Here is an 18,965-nt window from a genome sequence, read left to right as displayed (position 1 = left end):
GGAGTGGCCGAAGTGTTCAGTCCTTGAAGGCGTTATATTCGCTCAATTCCATGAGACGGTAGAAATCTGCCAGCGTCTTGCCGCGTTCGGCCCGGAAGAGGCGGCCTGCGTCGCTCGCCTCCACGATGCGGTCGGTGCGGAATGTGCGGAAAGCATTGCGCAATTCGCACCAGCCAATAACCGTCCAGACCTTGCCCCAGAACCAGAGGCCGAGCGGACGAATATCACGCTCGCTTTCGCGCGATTCCAGATCACGATAGCGGATGTTGAGGACATTGCCCTGATCGACGGCGCGTTCCACCGCGTCAATGATGCGGCGCTCGTCCATGCTGATGCGCGCCGTTGGCGCGTGAATCTGCGTGCTGGTGATGCGGGCGCGCTCTTCCTTGGGCAGCACGGCTTCGATCTTGACGAGAGCCTCTTCCGCGCCCCGCGCCATGGAGACACCGCCCCAGGCGCGGATGAGGCGCGCCCCCGCGACAAGCGCCACGATTTCGTCGCGCGTGAACATCAGCGGCGGCAACTCGAAACCCTGCCGCAGAATGTAGCCGACGCCTGCTTCGCCATCGATGGGGACGCCTGTCGATTGCAGGTCGGAGATGTCGCGGTAGATGGTGCGTTCGGAGACTTCCAGCCGTTCGGCCAGCTGGCGCGCGGTGACAAGCCTGCCACCGCGCAGGTGCTGAACGATCTGGAAAAGGCGGTCTGCACGGCGCATTCCGTTTTATTCTCCGTTGCAATATCTGGTTTTGCGCTGTTCCAGATAACGATCCGGCCAGCCCAGATCCTTGCGCAGGTCTTTTGACAGACCGTCGATGACGCGCTGTGTGCGGATAAACCGGCGGCGTTCGTCCTGCCTGCGCTTGTATTCCTTCAAGACTGCGATCAATGGTGCGATTGCGAGTGCCATGGTGAAAACTCCCTCATCCTTGGATACGCAGTATCGCACACCCCTCCTGACAGCTATCTGTCAGGAGCAAATCCGTCCTTTATTATCGTCCCAATGGGACGGGATCGCAACGTCACGCCTTGTAGCGCGGTGCTGCCGTATAGCTGAGAGGGAGGCGTCCGCCATCGGCATAGATGGTCTGGCCTGTCACATAGCTCGCGTCCCGCGATGCCAGAAATGAAGCTATCGAAGCAATTTCAGATGCTTGGCCGATACGACCGAGCGGCGTTCGCGACAGGATCGCGTTGCGGGCATCGGCGTCCGTGTTCACGGCGGAAAGCATGTCGGTCTCTATGGAGCCCGGGCCGATCGCATTGACGCGAATCCCCCAGCGAGCGAGCGCTACTGCCATGGAGCGTGTCAGTTGGTTCAATCCGCCCTTGGAAACGGAATAGGCGAGTTGCTCGGGCAGGCCGAAGATGGCGTTGATCGACGACATGTTGATGATTGTGCCCGGATCGCCGCCCGATTCGACGCGCTCCACCATGCGTTTGGCCACGGCCTGTCCGCACAGAAACGCACCCTTGAGATTGACCCGCATCACGCGGTCGAAATCTTCTTCCTTGAGATCGAGGAAATCCGCCTGATGCACGATACCCGCATTGTTGACGAGAATATCGATCTCGCCGAGATTGGTTATGGTGAAGGTCAGGAGATTGTGAATGTCGAGCTTGTCGCCCACGTCGGCAGCCATGGGATGCACAGGGCCGAACTGCTCCAGATCCCTGGCTGCGCGCATGGCTGCGGCATTGTCGATGTCGGACAGGACAACGCTTGCACCGTCCAACAGGAAGCGTTTTGCTATGGCATAGCCAATACCGCGGGCAGCGCCGGTGACGATGGCCACCTTGCCTTCTAATTGCATGGTCGATCTCCAGTTTGCGTGGAGATTGGACCGGCGGAAACCGCCGGTCAATAGTTCGGGAATGGATCAGGCGAAGGCCAAGCCAGTGTGACGCTCGCGCAGAACGGTGCTGATTTCGTCCAGAATAGCCGGGTCGTCAATTGTGGCTGGCATCTTCCATTCTTCGCCGTCAGCGATCTTCTGGATCGTGGAACGCAAAATCTTGCCGGAGCGCGTCTTCGGCAGGCGTTTGACGGTCAGCGCCAGCCGGAAGGCGGCAACAGGGCCGATGATGTCCCGCACCATGCTGACGCATTCCTTTTCGACCTCCTGGGGATCGCGTTCGATGTTGGATTTCAACACCAGGAAACCGCAGGGAACCTGCCCCTTGAGGGGATCGGAAATGCCGAGCACTGCGCATTCGGCGACGTCGGGATGGCTTGAAAGCACCTCTTCCATCGCGCCCGTCGACAGGCGATGGCCAGCGACATTGATGATGTCGTCGGTGCGGCTCATGATGTAGAGATAGCCGTCCTGGTCCATGTAACCCGCATCGGCGGTTTTATAGTAGCCCGGAAATTCGTTCAGATAGGCCTTGCGGAAGCGCTCGTCAGCATTCCAGAGCGTCGGCAGGCAGCCCGGCGGCAGCGGCAGCTTGATGAGGATATTGCCAAGCTGGCCGCGTTCGAGTTCATGGCCTTCATCGTCCAGCACGCGGATATCATATCCCGGCAGGCAGACGGCCGGTGAACCATATCTCGTTTCCAGAAGCCCGAGGCCAAGCGGATTGGCGACCATGGGCCAGCCGCTTTCCGTCTGCCACCAATGGTCGATCACCGGACAGCCCAGCAGGTTTTCGGCCCAGTGAATCGTGTCCGGATCGGCGCGTTCACCAGCAAGATAAAGGGCGCGGAACTTCGAAAGGTCGTAGCGGCGCACGAAATTGCCGTCAGCGTCGTCCTTCTTGATGGCGCGCAGTGCTGTCGGTGCGGTGAACATCACCTCGACGCCATGCTCCGCGATGATGCGCCAATAGGTGCCCGCATCCGGTGTGCCGATCGGCTTGCCCTCGAACAGGATGCTGGTCGCGCCATGGATCAGCGGCCCATAGACGATATAGGAATGGCCGACGACCCAGCCCACATCGGACGCCGCCCACCATACCTGACCGGGCTCCACGCCAAAAACATGCTTCATGGACCAGGCGAGCGCCACCATATGCCCGCCATTGTCGCGCACGACGCCTTTGGGCTCCCCGGTCGTACCGGAGGTGTAGAGCACATAAAGCGGATCGGTTGCCTCGACGGCTACGCAGGGGACATGGCGGCCACGCGCGGCATCGACGGCTTCGCGATAGTCGATGTCGCGGCCTGCGACCGGCTCGTGCCGGTGCTGTTCGCGCTGCAAGATGATGCAATGATCGACTTTATGGTGCGCGAGTGAAATCGCTTTATCCAGCATGGCCTGATATGGCACCACGCGCGTCGGTTCGATGCCGCAGGACCCGGCGATGATCATCACCGGTTTGGCGTCGTCGATGCGGGTTGCAAGCTCATTGGCGGCAAATCCGCCGAAAACCACGGAATGGACGGCGCCGATGCGGGCCGCAGCCAGCATGGCGACGGCTGCTTCGGGAACCATCGGCATATAGATGAGAACGCGGTCGCCTTTCGTCACACCATTGTCGAGCATGACGGCGGAAAGCGCCTCCACTTCCTCCAGCAGTTCGCGATAGGTGAATTTCCGGACCTTGCCGGTCACAGGGCTTTCATAGATCAGCGCGACCTGCTGGCCGCGCCCGTTGGCGACATGGCGGTCGAGCGCATTATAACAGGTATTGCACTCAGCACCCTTGAACCAGCGGCCATAGACACCTTCGTCGCCCGCAAAAACCTGATCCCATGGCTTGAACCAGTCGATTGCCTGCGCCGCTTCAGCCCAGAAGCGTTCAGGATCGGCCAGCCATGCGGCATAGGTTTCGGCATATTTCGAAGTCATGCTCTTCCTCCCAGAAGCACGCGCAACGCCAGCGGGCGGGCGCATGATTAGTCTGCTGACGAAAGCGCAAGATCGGCCCCCTGCGGCCCATCTCCTCCATGCGCCTTTCATCACCTCCGCGTACAGTTTATGCCGCCCAACGGTAATTCGTCCATGAAACTTAAGATGAAGGCGAAGCATGCCGGTAAAACGGTTGTGTCTGCTGCGCGCGTCTTGCGGCGATCACCTGTCTGCGTCACAAGGAGGCAGAGAGGTGATCCGTGACAAAAATCCTGCCCGTGCTGCTCGTTCTTCTGATGGGCCTGCACATCATCAAACCCCTCGGCTTGCCGGGCCTGAAGCGGCGCGGCGATTTCTGGAAAATCGCCGCCATCGCCATTATGGTGATGGCGCTGGCGGTCGGCTTTCATCTGCACGAGGGATGAAAGGCGGCTCAGGCCGCCTTTTCCAGTTCCTTTTTCCAGCCGCCGGTGGCAGCAAGGCCGTTCATCTTTGCGCGATGCGCGAAAGCACGCTGACCGGCTGCGATATTCTCATCCCTGCCGCCCCAGGCTTCCAGTGCCGCCGCCTGCAAGGCCCGGCCATAGGAAAAGGTCATTTTCCATGGCATGTCGAAGCCTGCATTCATGGCGGACAGATGGGCTGTCGCTTCTTCGCCCGTCTGGCCGCCGGAAAGGAAGGCGATGCCGGGCACTGCTGCCGGAACGGTGTTGCGGAAACAGCGGACGGTTTTCTCCGCCACTTCTTCCACGGAGGCCTTGCGGGCATTCTTGCCGTCGATGACCATGTTCGGCTTCAGGATCATGCCTTCGAGCCGGACGTGGGCATCGTAAAGTTCCGTAAATACCGTCTTGAGAACCCATTCCGTCACGTCATAACAACGGTCGATGGTGTGATTGCCCGGCTTGCCGTCCATCAGCACTTCGGGTTCGACAATCGGTACGATGTTTGCTTCCTGACAGAGGGCGGCGTAGCGGGCGAGAGCCTGCGCATTCTGCTTCACCGCCCCCCATGTGGGCAGGCCGTCGGAGATCGAGATCACCGCGCGCCATTTGGCGAAACGTGCGCCAAGCGCATGATATTCATTGAGCCGCTCGCGCAGGCCATCCAGCCCCTCGGTGATAGTTTCGCCTTCAAAACCCGCGAGGGGTTTTGCACCCGCATCGACCTTGATGCCCGGGACCGCGCCAGCGCTGCGGATGATTTCGACAAGCGGCGTGCCGTCCTTGGCCTTCTGCCTTATGGTTTCATCATACAGAATGACACCCGAAATATAGTTCTTCATCGCTTCGTCCGCGCGGAAGAGCATTTCGCGATAGTCGCGGCGCGTGTCTTCGGTGGATCCGAGATCGATCGCGTCAAAACGCTTCTTGATGGTGCCTGAACTTTCATCGGCGGCGAGAATGCCTTTTCCTGCCGCTACCAGTGCAATCGCAATATCTTCAAGACGTTCGGTCATATGCAACGCTCCTTCTATCAAGGCGATGAGGGAGTGTTGGTTAAAACTATGGCGAGCGCAAGTCATTGAAACGTTTGAAATATTTTTCAAACGGTTTAGGTCTTTCATACGGGCATCGCATGTTTTTGCCGAAACTGGTTTTATATCCGGGTTGCGAACCCCATGTAAGAAACCAGTGAGGAAACCCCGCCTGTTTCCGTCGATGAGATTTGAGGAGGAAGTATGCGACGTGTCCTTTTTAGCCTGCCGTTTGTTCTGGCTGCATCGATGGTCGCCCTGCCGGTGGCGAACGCTTCGGCTGAGAGTATCAACGCCGGCGGCAGGCAGGCCGCAGCAAATGCTCCGTTTGCGGTAACGCCGGTGGCCGAATTCGACACGCCATGGGCGATCGCCTTTCTGCCCGATGGCAGGCTGCTTCTGACGGAGAAGGGTGGCAAGATTTTCATTGTCACGCAAACGGGTGACAAAATTGCCGTCGAGGGCGTGCCGGAAGTCGCATTCGGCGGTCAGAACGGTCTGCTTGATATCGCGCCCGCGCCCGACTTCGAGAAGAGCAAGGCGGTCTATTTTTCCTATAACGAACCGGCTCAGAGCGGCAGCAGCGTGGTGCTGGCACGCGCTGTTCTGGATGAAGGTGGCGGCAAGGCGGCGCTGAAGAACAGGACCACCATCTGGAAGCAGGATGCGGCGGCGCGTGGCGGACAGCCGGGCGGCATTATCGCATTTGCGCCGGACGGCAAGCATCTGTTCTTCTCCGTCGGTGATCGCATGTTGCCTGCAACCGCGCAGGACGATGCAGCGCCGATGGGAAAAATCCTCCGCATGAATCTCGACGGGTCCGTTCCGAAGGATAATCCGCATGCCGATGCGGAGGGTGTGCGGGCACTGACCTGGTCGACCGGCCATCGTAACCCTTACGGGCTGGCCTTCGGTCCCGATGGAAAGCTCTGGGAACATGAGATGGGGCCGCGCGGCGGCGACGAGTTCAACCTCATCAAGCCCGGTCTCAATTACGGCTGGCCGCTTGTCTCGAACGGCGACAATTACAGTGGCCGACCGATCCCGCGCCATAGCACACGCCCGGAATTCGAGCCGCCATTGGTGTACTGGACGCCTGTTATCGCTCCGGCCGGGCTTGCCTTCTACGAGGGTGACATGTTCCCCGAATGGCGCGGTTCGGCGCTCATCGGCGGGCTTTCGGTCATGTCGCTGGTGCGTGTCGTGATCGACAAGGACGGCAAGGCGGACGAAGCGGAGCGCTTTGAAATGGAAAACCGTATCCGCGATGTGGCGGTGGGGCCGGATGGCGCCATCTGGCTGATCGAAGACGATAATCCGGGCCGGTTGCTGAAGCTGACACCAAAAAAGTAAGCCCGGCGGAACCGGGCTTACTGAAACCTGATGTGGGGCGTTACTTCTTCAAGACATCGACCCCTGGGAGGGGCTTGCCTTCCATCCATTCAAGGAAGGCGCCGCCTGCGGTCGAGATATAGGTGAAGTCGTCGGCAACGCCCGCATGATTGAGGGCAGCGACCGTATCGCCGCCGCCGCCAACCGAAACCAGCTTGCCTGCCTTGGTGCGGGCTGCGACGTGCTTGGCAGTCTTGACCGTGGCGGCGTCGAAGGGGCGCAGCTCGAAGGCACCGAGCGGGCCGTTCCAGACGAGCGTGGCGGCGTCATCGATAGCCGAGGCGATCAGATCGATCGAAAGTGCTCCTGCATCGAGAATCATGCCATCGCTTGGCACGGCATCGACGCCATAGGTCTGGTTCGGCGTGTCGGCTGCAAAGTGCCAGCCCACGACGGCATCGACCGGCAGGATGATCGCGCACTTTGTGGTTTCGGCCTTGGCCATGATTTCGCGGGCGGTGGAAGCAAGTTCATGCTCGCAGAGCGACTTGCCGACATCATAGCCCTTGGCGGCGAGGAAGGTGTTTGCCATGCCGCCACCGATGACGAGCGCATCGACCTTCTCGATCAGGTTGGACAGGAGGTCGAGCTTGGTCGAGACCTTTGCGCCGCCGACGATGGCCACAACCGGGCGAGCCGGATTGCCAAGGCCCTTTTCCAACGCTTCAAGCTCAGCCTGCATGCCGCGGCCCGCACAGGCGGGCAGGACATGGGCAAGCCCTTCCGTCGAGGCATGCGCGCGGTGGGCAGCCGAAAACGCGTCATTCACATAAAGATCGCCATTGGCTGCCAGAGCTGCGACGAATTCCGGATCGTTCTTTTCCTCGCCCTTGTGGAAACGGGTATTTTCCAGAAGCAGGACATCGCCGTCCTTCAACGCATCGACCGCGGCCTTTGCCTTGTCCCCGATGCAGTCTTCGGCAAAATGAACCCCGTGTCCAAGCACCTTGGCGAGCGGCTTCACGACATGCTTCAAAGAGTTTTCATCCGAAGCAACGCCCTTGGGACGACCGAAATGGGCGAGCAGAATAACCTTTGCGCCTTTCCTGGAAAGTTCGGCAATGGTCGGAACGATGCGCTCGATACGGGTCAGGTCGGTGACTTCGCCATTCGCCATCGGCACGTTGAGATCAACGCGGACCAGTACGCGCTTGGACTTGACGTCGGCATCGTCGAGAGTGCGGAAACTCATGATCTTTCTCCCAGAACTGTCTTTCGGGTGCCGATGGAGCAGTGTGCTCAAACAGGCAGGCGCCGGAAAAGGGTTGGATAGTCGGTGACAAGCCCGTCCTCGTCGACGGGCAATTCAGCGGTGAAGGTGCGGTCGGCTGCCTCGTAGCGATAGCGCCGTCCTGCCTCGATACAGGTGTAGCGCTGCTGGTCGCGCAGCGGGCGGAAGCTGTCGAAGGGCACGTAAAGCATGTCGAGCTGTACGGTGCCGCTTTCCGGCGTCAGGCCAAGGCGGCGGATGGGCAGCGTGTTGGTGAAGGGGGTTCCCGCCAGATCGATATCGATGCAGCCGTCAAATTCAGGCAGTGCATCGCCCGCCATCGTGTTCCAGTGACCGGCGCCATCGGAAGCCAGCTCCAGCCGGTGGCCGGACATGGTTTCGATCAGGAAATGAAGGACATGCCAGGCGCTGTTGCAGTCGATGCTGTAGCGTACGCCGTAGGGGGCGCCGCCGCGATCGCCAATCACCACGCTTTCGGCACGGATCGTGCGGCCGGTAGGGCTGAGATTGAGATGTTCGAGCCCTTCTCCTTCCAGCGGACGCCAGCGCGCAGCGGTGGGGAGAAGGGCGCGAAACATGATCGGCGCTTAGATCAGCCTGCCGAAGGCGACAGCAGTATCGCCCATGCGGCTGGAGAAGCCCCACTCATTGTCGTACCACGACAGGATACGCACCATGGTGCCTTCCATGACCTTGGTCTGGTCCGTGTGGAAGACCGAGGAATGGGAGTCATGGTTGAAGTCGTGCGAGACGAGCGGTTCGTCGGTGTAGCCGAGGATGCCCTTCAGGCGGCCATTGGCGGCTGCACGGATTGCGTTGTTGACTTCGTCGACAGTCGTTTCGCGCTTGGCGATGAAGGTGAGGTCCACGACCGAGACGTTCGGGGTCGGAACGCGGATGGCAACGCCATCGAGCTTGCCCTTCAGTTCCGGCAGGACGAGGCCGACAGCCTTGGCAGCGCCCGTCGAGGTCGGGATCATGGAAAGAGCGGCTGCGCGGGCGCGGTAGAGATCCTTATGCATGGTGTCCAGCGTCGGCTGGTCGCCCGTATAGGAATGGATCGTGGTCATGAAGCCCTTTTCGATGCCGATGGCATCGTTGAGGACCTGAGCCACCGGCGCAAGGCAGTTGGTGGTGCACGAAGCGTTGGAAATGACCAGATGGTCCTTGGTCAGCTTGTCGTGGTTGACGCCGTAGACGACGGTCAGGTCGGCACCATCGGCAGGAGCCGAAACGATGACGCGCTTGGCGCCTGCTTCTAGATGCATGGCGGCCTTGTCACGCGAGGTGAAGATGCCGGTGCATTCCAGAGCGATATCGACGCCTTCTTCCTTCCACGGCAGTTCAGCCGGGTTGCGGACGGCATGAACCTTGATCGGGCCATAACCGACATCGATGGTATCGCCGGCGACCTTCACTTCCTTGGGGAAACGGCCATGAACGCTGTCATAACGCAGAAGATGCGCGTTGGTTTCCACCGGACCGAGATCGTTGATGGCGACGACCTGGATATCGGTGCGGCCAGATTCGACGATGGCGCGGAGGATGTTACGACCGATGCGGCCAAAGCCATTGATTGCGACGCGAACTGCCATTTTCTCTTATTCTCCCGATTGGGTTCTGCATCTTGCGATGCGTCTCATTAGAACTGGTAGGTTCAAACATTGAAACGCCGACGTTTGTGTGACGCCGGCGTTTCCTTAAATCATGCGGCGTTGAGCTTCTTCTCCGCGGCTTCGGCGGCATGTTCTGCCGTGATGCCGAAATGCTTGTAGAGATCGTTGATCTCACCCGAAGCGCCGAAGCCCTTCATGCCGATGAAGATGCCGTTTTCGCCGATGAAGCGTTCCCAACCGAGCGAGATTGCCGCTTCAATGGCTACCTTCACCGGCGCGTCGCCGATGGTTGCCGTCTTGTAGGCGTCGCTCTGCTGCTCGAAAAGCTCGAAGCAGGGAACCGAAACGACGCGGGTCGCGATGCCCTTGCCTTCCAGAAGGTCGCGGGCCTTGAGCGCGATTTCCACTTCCGAGCCGGTTGCGAAGATCGTCACCCTGGCGTCCTTGCTTGCGGCAGCAAGCTCATAGGCGCCGTAAGCCGACAGGTTCTCGTCGCGATGCTCGGTGCGGACCGTCGGCAGGTTCTGGCGGGTGAGCGCCAGCGTCGAAGGTGTCTTCTTCGATTGCAGGGCGATCTGCCAGCATTCGGCGGTTTCCACCGCGTCGGCAGGACGGAACACATTGTGGTTCGGAATGGCGCGCAGCGCAGCCAGATGCTCGACCGGCTGGTGGGTCGGGCCATCCTCGCCAAGACCGATGGAATCATGGGTCATGACATAGATGGTGCGGATGCCCATCAGCGAGGAAAGACGCATGGCCGGGCGGCAATAGTCCGAGAAGGTCAGGAAGGTGCCGCCGTAAGGGATGAGGCCGCCGTGCAGCGTCATGCCGTTCATGGCGGCAGCCATGCCGTGTTCACGGATGCCGTAATGGACATAACGCTGGCCGTAATCTTCCGGCGTTACAGCCTTGGTCTGGCTCGTCTTGGTGTTGTTGGAACCGGTGAGGTCGGCAGAGCCGCCCACGGTTTCCGGCACAACGCCATTGATGACTTCAAGAGCCATTTCCGAAGACTTGCGGGTCGCCACTTTCGGCTTGTCGGCGGAAAGCTTCTTCTTGTATTCGATGATGGTCGCATCGAAGTTTGCGGGCAGGTCGCCACGCATCCGGCGCTCGAATTCGGCGCGGGTTTCAGCGTCGGCCGCAGCAAGGCGCTTTTCCCATTCCTGACGCTTCTTGGCCGCATTGAGGCCAGCCACACGCCATGCGTCCAGCACTTCTGCCGGAACGACGAAAGGTTCTGCACTCCAGCCCAGAGCCTTGCGGGTGGCGGCAATTTCTTCAGCACCGAGCGGCGAGCCATGCACCTTGTTGGTGCCAGCCTTGTTCGGCGCGCCGAAACCGATGGTGGTCTTGCAGGCGATGAGCGTCGGCTTGTCGGAAACCTTGGCCAGTTCAATGGCCTTGGCGATTGCGTCCTGGTCATGACCGTCGACAGCCATGGTGTTCCAGCCGGAAGCGGCGAAACGGGCAGGCTGGTCGGTATTGTCGGACAGCGTGACAGGGCCGTCGATCGAAATGTTGTTGTCGTCCCAGAACACGATCAGCTTGTTCAGCTTCAGATGACCGGCAAGCGCGATCGCTTCCTGGCTGATGCCTTCCATGAGGCAGCCGTCACCGGCGATCACATAGGTGTAATGGTTGACGAGGCTGTCACCGAACTGCGCATTGAGGATGCGTTCGGAGAGCGCCATGCCGACGGCATTGGCGATGCCCTGGCCGAGCGGGCCGGTCGTCGTTTCGATACCGGCGGCGTGGCCATATTCCGGATGGCCAGCGGTGCGCGAGCCAAGCTGGCGGAAATTCTTGATCTCGTCGATGGTGATGTCTTCGTAGCCCGAAAGATAGAGCAGCGAATAAAGCAGCATCGAGCCGTGGCCTGCGGAAAGCACGAAACGGTCGCGATCCGGCCAGTGCGGGTTCTGCGGGTCGTGCGAGAGGAAACGGGTGTAAAGCGTCGTCGCTATATCGGCTGCGCCCATCGGCAGGCCGGGATGGCCCGAATTGGCTTTCTCGACCGCGTCCATGGAGAGGAAGCGGATTGCGTTGGCCATCTGGTTTTGTTTGTCGGAATTGGTCATGGTCTCAGCCGTCTTTCCTTGGGAGGGGTTAACGGGGTTGCGGCGATGCCTTTTGCCTGAGTACGATCCGTATCGAAAACGGTTTCATGCGTTTTAGGATCACGCTCCAGAAGGCACCGGGACACATAGCACCTGCACATAAGGAGTCAATAAACCGATGAGTTTTGGGTAATAAACTGTCCGCGACTAATCGATTGAGTAGCGCTGACAGCTTATATGCAACCACTGAAAAGCCGTTTTTGCACCGATAACGGTGTATGAACGCTCGTATATGCCCCTCATTTGTTGCTTATCGGGCAGTCGATTATTACAATCTTTTCAAAGATGCCCGTCCCGCAGGCGCGATTCGATGTCCCTGAATTGGGCTTGCGATTGGCATTGGAAAGGACATGGATGGCACCCGATACGACCCTCAGGCAAGTCTTGGAACGGCTCGAAAAGGCACTCAACGCGCTTGAACAAGCGGTCGATCTGCGGCTGGACAAGGAAGGCGATTTCGCCGAAGCCGAGGAAGAGGTGCAGCGCATGAATGCGGATCGCAGCCGTCTCGCCCAGGAACTCGACCAGTCCGAAGCGCGCGCGGAGCGGCTTGAAGCCGCCAACCGCGAGGTTTCACGCCGCCTCGTGACTGCGATGGAGACAATCCGCGCCGTTCTGGACCGATAGGAGGCTACCATAGCGACCGTAACCGTTACCATTGATGGCAAGGCTTACCGGATGGCCTGCGACGAGGGGCAGGAAGAACACCTTTCCGGGCTCGCCGACCGTTTCGACCAGTATGTGACCCATCTGAAGTCGTCCTTCGGGGAGATTGGCGATCTGCGCCTGACCGTCATGGCCGGGATCATGGTGATGGACGAGATGGCCGAGATGCAGAAGCGCATCAACGGTCTGGAGAGCGAAGTCGACACGCTGCGCCGTGCCCGCGATGAAGCGCTCGGACGCGCCGACAGCAACGATGCCGCCCTGACCGGCCTGCTGACGGATGTGGCATCACGCATCGAGCAGGTGGCATCCCGCATCGCGCCGCGAAGCAGCTAAAGTGTGAAACGTCTACGCGGAGATTAGTTCACTGGACTGATTTCTTAACCCGCTTCGATGCGTTGGATAATGCGATAGAACAAATAGTTAGAGCGGTTCAGGCGATTTTGTTAGAACAGGAACCGCTCTAGGGTCAGGACCCGTGGTCCTGCCCACATGGCAGTTCAGATTTTTCTGAAAAGATTTCCTGTTGGGCTGGCGCAAGCCACTGGCGTTCCTGTCCGGCAGATACTATATTGGTCGCTGGCGAACTGCGCTTCCCGACAGGTGTAACAGCATCCCCGGGGCCTTATTGATCTCTAAGGGAGCTGTCCCTGTGAAGGCTTGCGGGCTTTCGCATATGGCGCCCACCTACTTTGTAGGTTCCCGGGATCAATCACTACCATCGGTCGTCGTGGTCGCCGCTTTCTTTTCCCGGCTTGTAGCATGTTCGCTATAGGCTTGATCTTGCGGACAATTTGTTCGTAAACAGGCGCAAAACTCCAACCATTTGCGCATCTTGATGAAATCTCCCGAAACAGCATCGCCCGATTCATCGGAAAGACTGGCCATCGCGATACCCGTCGCATTCGTTTACGGGCTTCTGCTTTATGTCATGATCTGGTCGCGCCATTACATGGACGCGATGCCGGTCATTGCCGGGCTCGCCCTGTTGCCGATGGCTGTTGCGAGCCTCGCCTCCTGCCTGTCGGACCCGCGCGCGCAAAAGGGGCTTTGGCGTCATGTGCGCATGGGCTGGGCCATCATTGGCGGGCTTGTCGTGACCAGCATGGTGCTTTTCCATGAGGCTGGCATTTGCGTGGCCATGGCCGCTCCATTTTTCATGGTGTTTTCGGCGCTCGGTTCGGCGGTGACACTATGGATCATCCGGCAGTTCCGCTCGCGGCACTCGACCACTCTGGTCATTGCGCTGCCGCTGCTGGTGCTGCCTGCCGAGCTTCAGATGACCTATGCTCCGCACGACAGTTTCGTCACGACGGTAGTCGAAATCGCAGCCCCGCCGGAAGTTGTCTGGCGGCAGACGGTCGAAATCCGCGATGTGCGCCCCCACGAACTGTCGTGGACATTCAGTCATGGCATATTGGGTGTGCCGCAGCCGGTGGATGCGCGGCTTGAAGGAGAGGGCATCGGGGCGGTGCGCCAGCTCCGGTGGACACATGGCGTCAATTTTCAGGAAATTGTCACGCAATGGGAAGAAAACCGGCTTCTGGCGTGGGATTTCCGCTTCGGCCCGGGGTCCATACCGCCCGAGGTTGAGGCGCATATCAAGGTCGACAGCACCTATCTTAAGCTTGCCCAGGGCGACTACAGTCTCGAACCACTGACGAACGGCCATACGCGCCTTACGCTGACGACCCATTACCAGATCGCAACGCCGATCGATTTCTATTGCGACCTGTGGGGAAAATTGTTCCTGAATGACTTCCATCGCGTCGTTTTGAAGGTCATCCGCGACCGTTCCGAGAAGATCGCCCAAGGGGCGGGCGGAGTCACTTGACGGATTGTCATATTGCGGTTCCACTGCATGGCGAAACACGGCAGCAGGGAGTGGCTTGGCATGACGGCAACGGAGCGTAGCCCCGGTCTGGAAAAGCAGGAGCTGAGACGCAGGATTCTTGCAATCCGCGATGCGCTTGATCCGCGCTTTCATTACGAGGCTTCTCTGGCGGCTGCCAAAAAGGGTGAGGCCGCGATCGACGTTCCCAAAGGCACCCTGATTGCAGGCTACTGGCCGATCCGGTCCGAAATCGATCCGCGTCCCCTTTTGTCCGCCTTCCGCGCCAAAGGCGCACGGCTCTGCCTGCCCGTCGTTCTGGACAAGGAAACGATTGCCTTTCGTGAATATCTGCCGGACACCGAGCTGGTGCAGACTGGTTTCGGCACGATGGGACCGGGGGAAGACGCGCCGGTTGTCGATCCGGCGATCATGCTGATGCCGCTTGCCGGCTTCGACCGGCGTGGCCACAGGCTCGGCTACGGTGCGGGGCATTACGACCGCGCGCTGGCACGCTTTACCGAGCGCGGTTTGCAGCCGCTGCTGATCGGCATGGCCTTCGACTGTCAGGAAGTCGAACATGTGCCCGATGAGCCGCACGATATCGCGCTCAACCAGATACTGACTGAAAGCGGCCTGCGTTCGCTTGGAACCGGGTCGGCGCTCTAGTTTTTGCTCCTGCATTTATGCGATGTCAGGCGATGCCGCCTGACTCCAAAATGCCCTGACCGGCTTGCGTTCGCTTGGCGCAGGTTTATAAGGCAATCTCATGAGATTGCTTTTTCTTGGTGATATGGTGGGCCGGTCGGGCCGTACCGCGGTTTATGAAAAGCTGCCGGGGCTGATTTCCGATCTGAAGCTGGATTTCGTTATCGTCAACGGCGAGAACGCCGCTGGCGGTTTCGGCATTACCGAAGAGATTTTTCACGACACCATTCGTGCCGGTGCCGACGTGGTGACGACCGGCAACCATGTGTGGGATCAGCGCGAGGCGCTGGATTTCTCCAGGCGCGAAGATCGCTTCCTGCGCCCGGCCAATTTCCCGAAAGGGACGGCGGGCAAGGGTGAGGGGCTTTATATCGCCAAGAACGGCGCTCGTGTTCTGGTTTCGAACATCATGGGCCGGGTATTCATGCATCCGGATCTCGACGATCCTTTCATCGCTGCAGAGAAAATTCTGGAAGCCTGTCCGCTTGGTGAACAGGCCGATGCCGTCTTCTTCGACTTCCACGCCGAAGCGACCAGCGAAAAACAGTGTTTCGGCCACTTTGTCGATGGCCGCGCAAGCGCGGTTGTCGGCACACATACGCATGTGCCGACAGCCGATTGCCAGATATTGCGCAATGGCACGGCCTATATGTCGGATGCAGGCATGTGCGGCGATTACGACTCGTCGCTCGGCATGGATAAGGAAGAGCCGCTCAACCGCTTCCTGTCCAAAGTGCCGAAAGGACGGTTCGAGGCGGCGAACGGCCCTGCCACCATCTGCGGCGTCGGCATCGAGATTTCGGACCGCACAGGGCTTGCAGAAAAGGCCGCTCCCCTGCGCATCGGCGCGCATCTGGAAGAGACGATACCGGCGTTCTGGAGTTAACCGTTTCAGCGACCGCTTTCGGTTGCAGAAACAGGTGCGGTGACTTTCACGCCCTCGAAATTTTCCGGCCCCGCAATCCGGGTGCACAGATCAGACCATTCGCAATGCTCGCAGGCCGCGCGCAGCGTGCCGTCGGCGAAGCTCGAGCGCATTGCTGCCAGCCGCTCCGCATCGAGCGTGAACGGGGAAGGCGTGGTAAGTACCGTTCCCAGAAGTTCGCCCACGGTCTTGAGCGCCAGTGCGTCGCGTCTCCTGACGCTTGCTTCATAACAATGACAGTCGCCCCCGCAGAGCAGGGGCGCGCAGATGTCATCGGGACCATCGACCAGAAGAATATCCTCTCCCCGGCTCAACCGCCCGGCAATCGCATCGTAATTTTCCACGAAAGCCGGGCTGTAGCCCTTGCCGACATAAGTCAGCATGCAAAGAAGATGATGGCCACGCAGACGTATGGTCAACGGTTCGGCGCTGCAGCCTTGAGGATCGCTGCGCCGAGAGCCGACTTGATGAGAGCGCCGAGCAGGAACGGCGTCACGCCGAAGGCGACGGCCTTTTCAGCGCCGATGAGGGTGGACAGCCAGACTGCACCGAGAGCGAGGCAGATCATGTTGGCAGCAAGGAACGAGACGAATGCGAGGCCGACACGGTTGCCGTTCCAGCCACGTTCGGCCAGATAACCGGTCAGTGCAGCAATGAGCGGGAAGGAAACGAGATAGCCTGCGGTCGGGCCTGCGAAATGCGCAAGACCACCGGCGCCGCCTGCGAGAACCGGAAGGCCCATCATTGCTTCTCCAAGCCAGGCCAGAACCGTGGCTATGCCAAGACGCCAGCCATAGAGCGCGCCGATCAGCGGAACGATCAGGGTCTGCAGCGTGATCGGAACCGGAATCATCGGAACTTCGATCTGTGACGAGACGGCGAGAACCAGCGTGCCAAATGCTACAGCCGCAAGGCGCATTGCCGGGGAGCGGGCTTCAAGATTAAGCGGGCTGAAGGATGGGCGCGTTTGAGTGATGGTCGACATGGTTACCTCGAATTATAGATAAAATTGAGATTCGATCTATATCTTTTTAAAGCTCCTGACGATAAACGCAAGAGCCGAACGAACGGCACGATCCCTTGCTGTGAAAGTTGCGCGCAAAAAGCCCGCTCCGCCGCCTGAAATCCGCGTGGGTATAGAGATAGGTTAAAGTCGGAAGGAAGCGCGTGCGATCGCGTCAGCCGACGATCGCGAACGAATCGCGCGTCTTGCCCGATGCAGTCTTGACCGGGCGGTGTCCGATCCATTGCACGTGCCTGGCGAGTATCGTGGCGGCGCTGTCGACATCGTTCTGGCGCAGCGCTTGCAATATCGCCCGGTGGTCATGGTCGGTGCGGGCTTCCCATTCCGAGCGCCATGTGGCGAAAAGGAACCGCGCGCTGGCGGCGTGAAGGTCATCGATTGCGGCGAGCAGGCGCGGCATTTTGCAGGGGTCGAGTATGAGCCGATGAAAGCGGCGGTTGGCGTCTTCCCAGCTTCTGACGTCGCGCGACTTGTCGCCTTCCAGCGTTGCCTGTTCGGCGGCGTCGAGCGTTGCCTGCGTGATGTGCGGTGCCGCGTGGCGGAGCGCCAGAACTTCCAGAGCCGCCCGCATTTCCGCAACTTCCCTGATCTCACCAATATCGAACGACGCAACCCGGACGCCGCGTCGCGGTTCCGATACTGCAAGGCCCTGAGCCTCCAATCGTCGGAACGCTTCGCGGACCGGCACATGGCTGGTTTCGAATTCTTCCGCGATGTGATCCTGTCGCAGTTTGGTGCCCGGTTCGATCTCGCCCGCAATGATGCGGTCGGCAAGGATGCGGCTGATGCGGGCTGCGATGGTTTCGCCGGGGGTGTTGTGGGGAGGCTGAATCATGAATTTATAGATAATCGGCTTTGCCCGCCGGGTCGAGCGATATTGCCTTTATTGACAGGGAATCGATGTTTGTAGCGCTTTTGCTGGACGAATGGGCCTGAATTCCTTATAACGCCGCCATTCTGCACGGAAAGCACTGTGGCCCGACCGCGGCCCTTCTCTGCTTGATCTCTGTTTCATGCGTGACGCTTCCGTGCGCAGCATTTTAAACAGAACAGGGGTGCCATGGCCGGCCATTCACAGTTTAAGAATATCATGCACCGCAAGGGCCGTCAGGATGCGGTGCGGTCGAAAATGTTTTCCAAGCTCGGGCGCGAAATCACCGTCGCTGCCAAGCAGGGTCTGCCTGATCCTGCGATGAACCCGCGTCTGCGTCTGGCGATCCAGAACGCCAAGGCGCAGTCCATGCCAAAGGACAATATCGAGCGCGCCATCAAGAAGGCTGCCGGCAATGACGGCGAGAACTATGATGAAGTGCGCTACGAAGGCCGTGGTCCCGGCGGCGTATCGGTCATCGTGGAAGCGCTGACGGACAACCGTAACCGCACGGCATCCAATGTCCGTGCAGCCTTCACGAAGTCGGGCGGTGCGCTGGGCGAAACCGGTTCGGTTTCCTTCATGTTCGATCGCGTTGGGGAAATCATCTACAAGTCGTCTGTTGGCGACGCCGACAAGGTGATGGAAGCAGCCATCGAAGCTGGCGCTGACGATGTGCAGTCCGGCGAAGAAGAACACGTCATCATCTGCGCGTTTGAAGACATCGGCGAAGTGTCGAAGGCTCTGGAAGCTGCTCTCGGTGAGGCCGAATCGATCAAGACGATCTGGAAGCCGCAGACCAATACCGAACTGGACGAGGAAAAGGCGCGTTCTGTTCTCAAGCTTCTCAACGTGCTTGAAGACGATGACGACGTGCAGAACGTCTACACGAACTTCGAAGTCAGCGACGAAGTGATGGAAAAGCTGAGCGCCTGATCCGGTTCTCAAGATTGTTTTTGAAAAATCCCGGCCTTGTCCGGGATTTTTTGTGCCTTGCGAAACGAAAAACCAGGGCAATAAAAAACCCCGCCGAGGCGGGGCTTTTCAACCAGATGCAATATCGGATCAGATGCCGAGATTGCCGAAACGGTTCTTGAACTTCGTAACGCGACCGCCGCGATCGAGCAGGGTCTGCGAACCGCCCGTCCAGGCCGGATGGGTGGTCGGGTCGATATCGAGGTTCATCGTATCGCCTTCCTTGCCCCAGGTCGAGCGGGTCGTGTATTCGGTGCCATCGGTCATCACGACCTTGATGGTGTGGTAGTCGGGATGGATATTGGCTTTCATCTTCTCAATCCTGAAAGTCTGGGGTG

General features: G+C 59.5%; 21 protein-coding genes and 1 other RNA gene. 9 read left to right on the top strand and 13 right to left on the bottom strand.

Annotation, left to right across the window (positions count from 1 at the left end; all coding sequences use genetic code 11):
• Positions 1-16: 16 nt before the first annotated feature.
• The 4 genes from OINT_RS10350 to OINT_RS10335 form a co-directional block, all read right to left on the bottom strand.
• Positions 17-718, bottom strand: coding sequence for a helix-turn-helix transcriptional regulator (locus OINT_RS10350; protein WP_006467756.1), 702 nt, complete (start codon positions 716-718; stop codon positions 17-19).
• Positions 719-724: 6 nt separating this feature from the next.
• A complete protein-coding gene (locus OINT_RS10345) occupies positions 725-910 on the bottom strand; it encodes a hypothetical protein (protein ID WP_022570043.1) in 186 nt (61 codons plus the stop codon).
• Between the two features lie 112 nt (positions 911-1,022).
• Positions 1,023-1,814, bottom strand: coding sequence for an SDR family NAD(P)-dependent oxidoreductase (locus tag OINT_RS10340; RefSeq protein WP_006473422.1), 792 nt, complete (start codon positions 1,812-1,814; stop codon positions 1,023-1,025).
• A 66-nt stretch (positions 1,815-1,880) separates the two neighbouring features.
• Positions 1,881-3,791, bottom strand: a complete 1,911-nt coding sequence (locus OINT_RS10335) for a propionyl-CoA synthetase (RefSeq protein ID WP_039852779.1) — start codon at positions 3,789-3,791, stop codon at positions 1,881-1,883.
• Positions 3,792-4,051: 260 nt separating this feature from the next.
• On the opposite strand from OINT_RS10335, the gene OINT_RS23830 reads away from it, so the two are divergent.
• A complete protein-coding gene (locus OINT_RS23830; RefSeq protein WP_006467752.1) occupies positions 4,052-4,216 on the top strand; it encodes a hypothetical protein in 165 nt (54 codons plus the stop codon).
• A gap of 8 nt (positions 4,217-4,224) precedes the next feature.
• Here OINT_RS23830 and OINT_RS10330 read toward each other — a convergent pair whose 3' ends face one another.
• Positions 4,225-5,250, bottom strand: a complete 1,026-nt coding sequence (locus tag OINT_RS10330) for a class I fructose-bisphosphate aldolase (RefSeq protein ID WP_006473233.1) — start codon at positions 5,248-5,250, stop codon at positions 4,225-4,227.
• Between the two features lie 222 nt (positions 5,251-5,472).
• Here OINT_RS10330 and OINT_RS10325 point away from each other — a divergent pair, with 222 nt between their 5' ends.
• The gene (locus tag OINT_RS10325) at positions 5,473-6,621 is read left to right on the top strand and encodes a PQQ-dependent sugar dehydrogenase (RefSeq protein ID WP_006467750.1); all 1,149 of its coding nucleotides are present in this window, start codon (positions 5,473-5,475) and stop codon (positions 6,619-6,621) included.
• A gap of 40 nt (positions 6,622-6,661) precedes the next feature.
• Here OINT_RS10325 and OINT_RS10320 read toward each other — a convergent pair whose 3' ends face one another.
• From OINT_RS10320 to tkt, 4 genes are all read right to left on the bottom strand, one after another.
• Positions 6,662-7,852 carry a phosphoglycerate kinase gene (locus OINT_RS10320; protein WP_006473232.1) on the bottom strand — a complete coding sequence of 397 codons (1,191 nt, stop codon included), beginning with the start codon at positions 7,850-7,852 and terminating at the stop codon, positions 6,662-6,664.
• Positions 7,853-7,899: 47 nt separating this feature from the next.
• Positions 7,900-8,469 carry a putative glycolipid-binding domain-containing protein gene (locus OINT_RS10315; RefSeq protein WP_006467748.1) on the bottom strand — a complete coding sequence of 190 codons (570 nt, stop codon included), beginning with the start codon at positions 8,467-8,469 and terminating at the stop codon, positions 7,900-7,902.
• Between the two features lie 9 nt (positions 8,470-8,478).
• Positions 8,479-9,486, bottom strand: a complete 1,008-nt coding sequence (gene gap, locus OINT_RS10310; protein WP_006467747.1) for a type I glyceraldehyde-3-phosphate dehydrogenase — start codon at positions 9,484-9,486, stop codon at positions 8,479-8,481.
• 110 nt (positions 9,487-9,596) lie between these two features.
• A complete protein-coding gene (gene tkt / locus OINT_RS10305; RefSeq protein ID WP_006467746.1) occupies positions 9,597-11,588 on the bottom strand; it encodes a transketolase in 1,992 nt (663 codons plus the stop codon).
• 393 nt (positions 11,589-11,981) lie between these two features.
• On the opposite strand from tkt, the gene OINT_RS10300 reads away from it, so the two are divergent.
• From OINT_RS10300 to OINT_RS10280, 6 genes are all read left to right on the top strand, one after another.
• Positions 11,982-12,254, top strand: a complete 273-nt coding sequence (locus tag OINT_RS10300) for a DUF4164 domain-containing protein (RefSeq protein WP_006473231.1) — start codon at positions 11,982-11,984, stop codon at positions 12,252-12,254.
• Positions 12,255-12,263: 9 nt separating this feature from the next.
• A complete protein-coding gene (locus tag OINT_RS10295) occupies positions 12,264-12,629 on the top strand; it encodes a cell division protein ZapA (RefSeq protein ID WP_025090848.1) in 366 nt (121 codons plus the stop codon).
• A gap of 245 nt (positions 12,630-12,874) precedes the next feature.
• A non-coding RNA gene (gene ssrS, locus OINT_RS22955) (6S RNA) lies at positions 12,875-13,033 on the top strand.
• A 98-nt stretch (positions 13,034-13,131) separates the two neighbouring features.
• On the top strand, positions 13,132-14,127 hold the full coding sequence (locus OINT_RS10290) for an SRPBCC family protein (protein ID WP_006467743.1): 996 nt from the start codon (positions 13,132-13,134) through the stop codon (positions 14,125-14,127).
• A 60-nt stretch (positions 14,128-14,187) separates the two neighbouring features.
• Entirely contained in the window at positions 14,188-14,793 is a 606-nt protein-coding gene (locus OINT_RS10285; RefSeq protein WP_006473229.1) for a 5-formyltetrahydrofolate cyclo-ligase, read from the top strand.
• A 100-nt stretch (positions 14,794-14,893) separates the two neighbouring features.
• On the top strand, positions 14,894-15,718 hold the full coding sequence (locus OINT_RS10280; RefSeq protein WP_006467741.1) for a TIGR00282 family metallophosphoesterase: 825 nt from the start codon (positions 14,894-14,896) through the stop codon (positions 15,716-15,718).
• A gap of 5 nt (positions 15,719-15,723) precedes the next feature.
• On the opposite strand, the gene OINT_RS10275 is transcribed toward OINT_RS10280, so the two are convergent.
• From OINT_RS10275 to OINT_RS10265, 3 genes are all read right to left on the bottom strand, one after another.
• Positions 15,724-16,176 carry a DUF1284 domain-containing protein gene (locus OINT_RS10275; RefSeq protein ID WP_006467740.1) on the bottom strand — a complete coding sequence of 151 codons (453 nt, stop codon included), beginning with the start codon at positions 16,174-16,176 and terminating at the stop codon, positions 15,724-15,726.
• Entirely contained in the window at positions 16,173-16,742 is a 570-nt protein-coding gene (locus tag OINT_RS10270) for a biotin transporter BioY (RefSeq protein WP_006467739.1), read from the bottom strand. The genes OINT_RS10275 and OINT_RS10270 overlap by 4 nt, the downstream gene beginning before the upstream one ends.
• Before the next feature lie 193 nt (positions 16,743-16,935).
• Positions 16,936-17,616 carry a GntR family transcriptional regulator gene (locus OINT_RS10265; RefSeq protein WP_006467738.1) on the bottom strand — a complete coding sequence of 227 codons (681 nt, stop codon included), beginning with the start codon at positions 17,614-17,616 and terminating at the stop codon, positions 16,936-16,938.
• A 225-nt stretch (positions 17,617-17,841) separates the two neighbouring features.
• On the opposite strand from OINT_RS10265, the gene OINT_RS10260 reads away from it, so the two are divergent.
• Entirely contained in the window at positions 17,842-18,588 is a 747-nt protein-coding gene (locus tag OINT_RS10260; protein WP_006467737.1) for a YebC/PmpR family DNA-binding transcriptional regulator, read from the top strand.
• 129 nt (positions 18,589-18,717) lie between these two features.
• Here OINT_RS10260 and rpmE read toward each other — a convergent pair whose 3' ends face one another.
• Positions 18,718-18,939, bottom strand: a complete 222-nt coding sequence (rpmE, locus tag OINT_RS10255) for a 50S ribosomal protein L31 (protein ID WP_006467736.1) — start codon at positions 18,937-18,939, stop codon at positions 18,718-18,720.
• Positions 18,940-18,965 lie beyond the last annotated feature (26 nt).

It is taken from the genome of Brucella intermedia LMG 3301 (genome assembly GCF_000182645.1).
Lineage (GTDB): Bacteria > Pseudomonadota > Alphaproteobacteria > Rhizobiales > Rhizobiaceae > Brucella > Brucella intermedia.
Note: the sequence above shows the minus strand (reverse complement) of the source record. Positions and strands in the feature narration are given on the sequence as shown.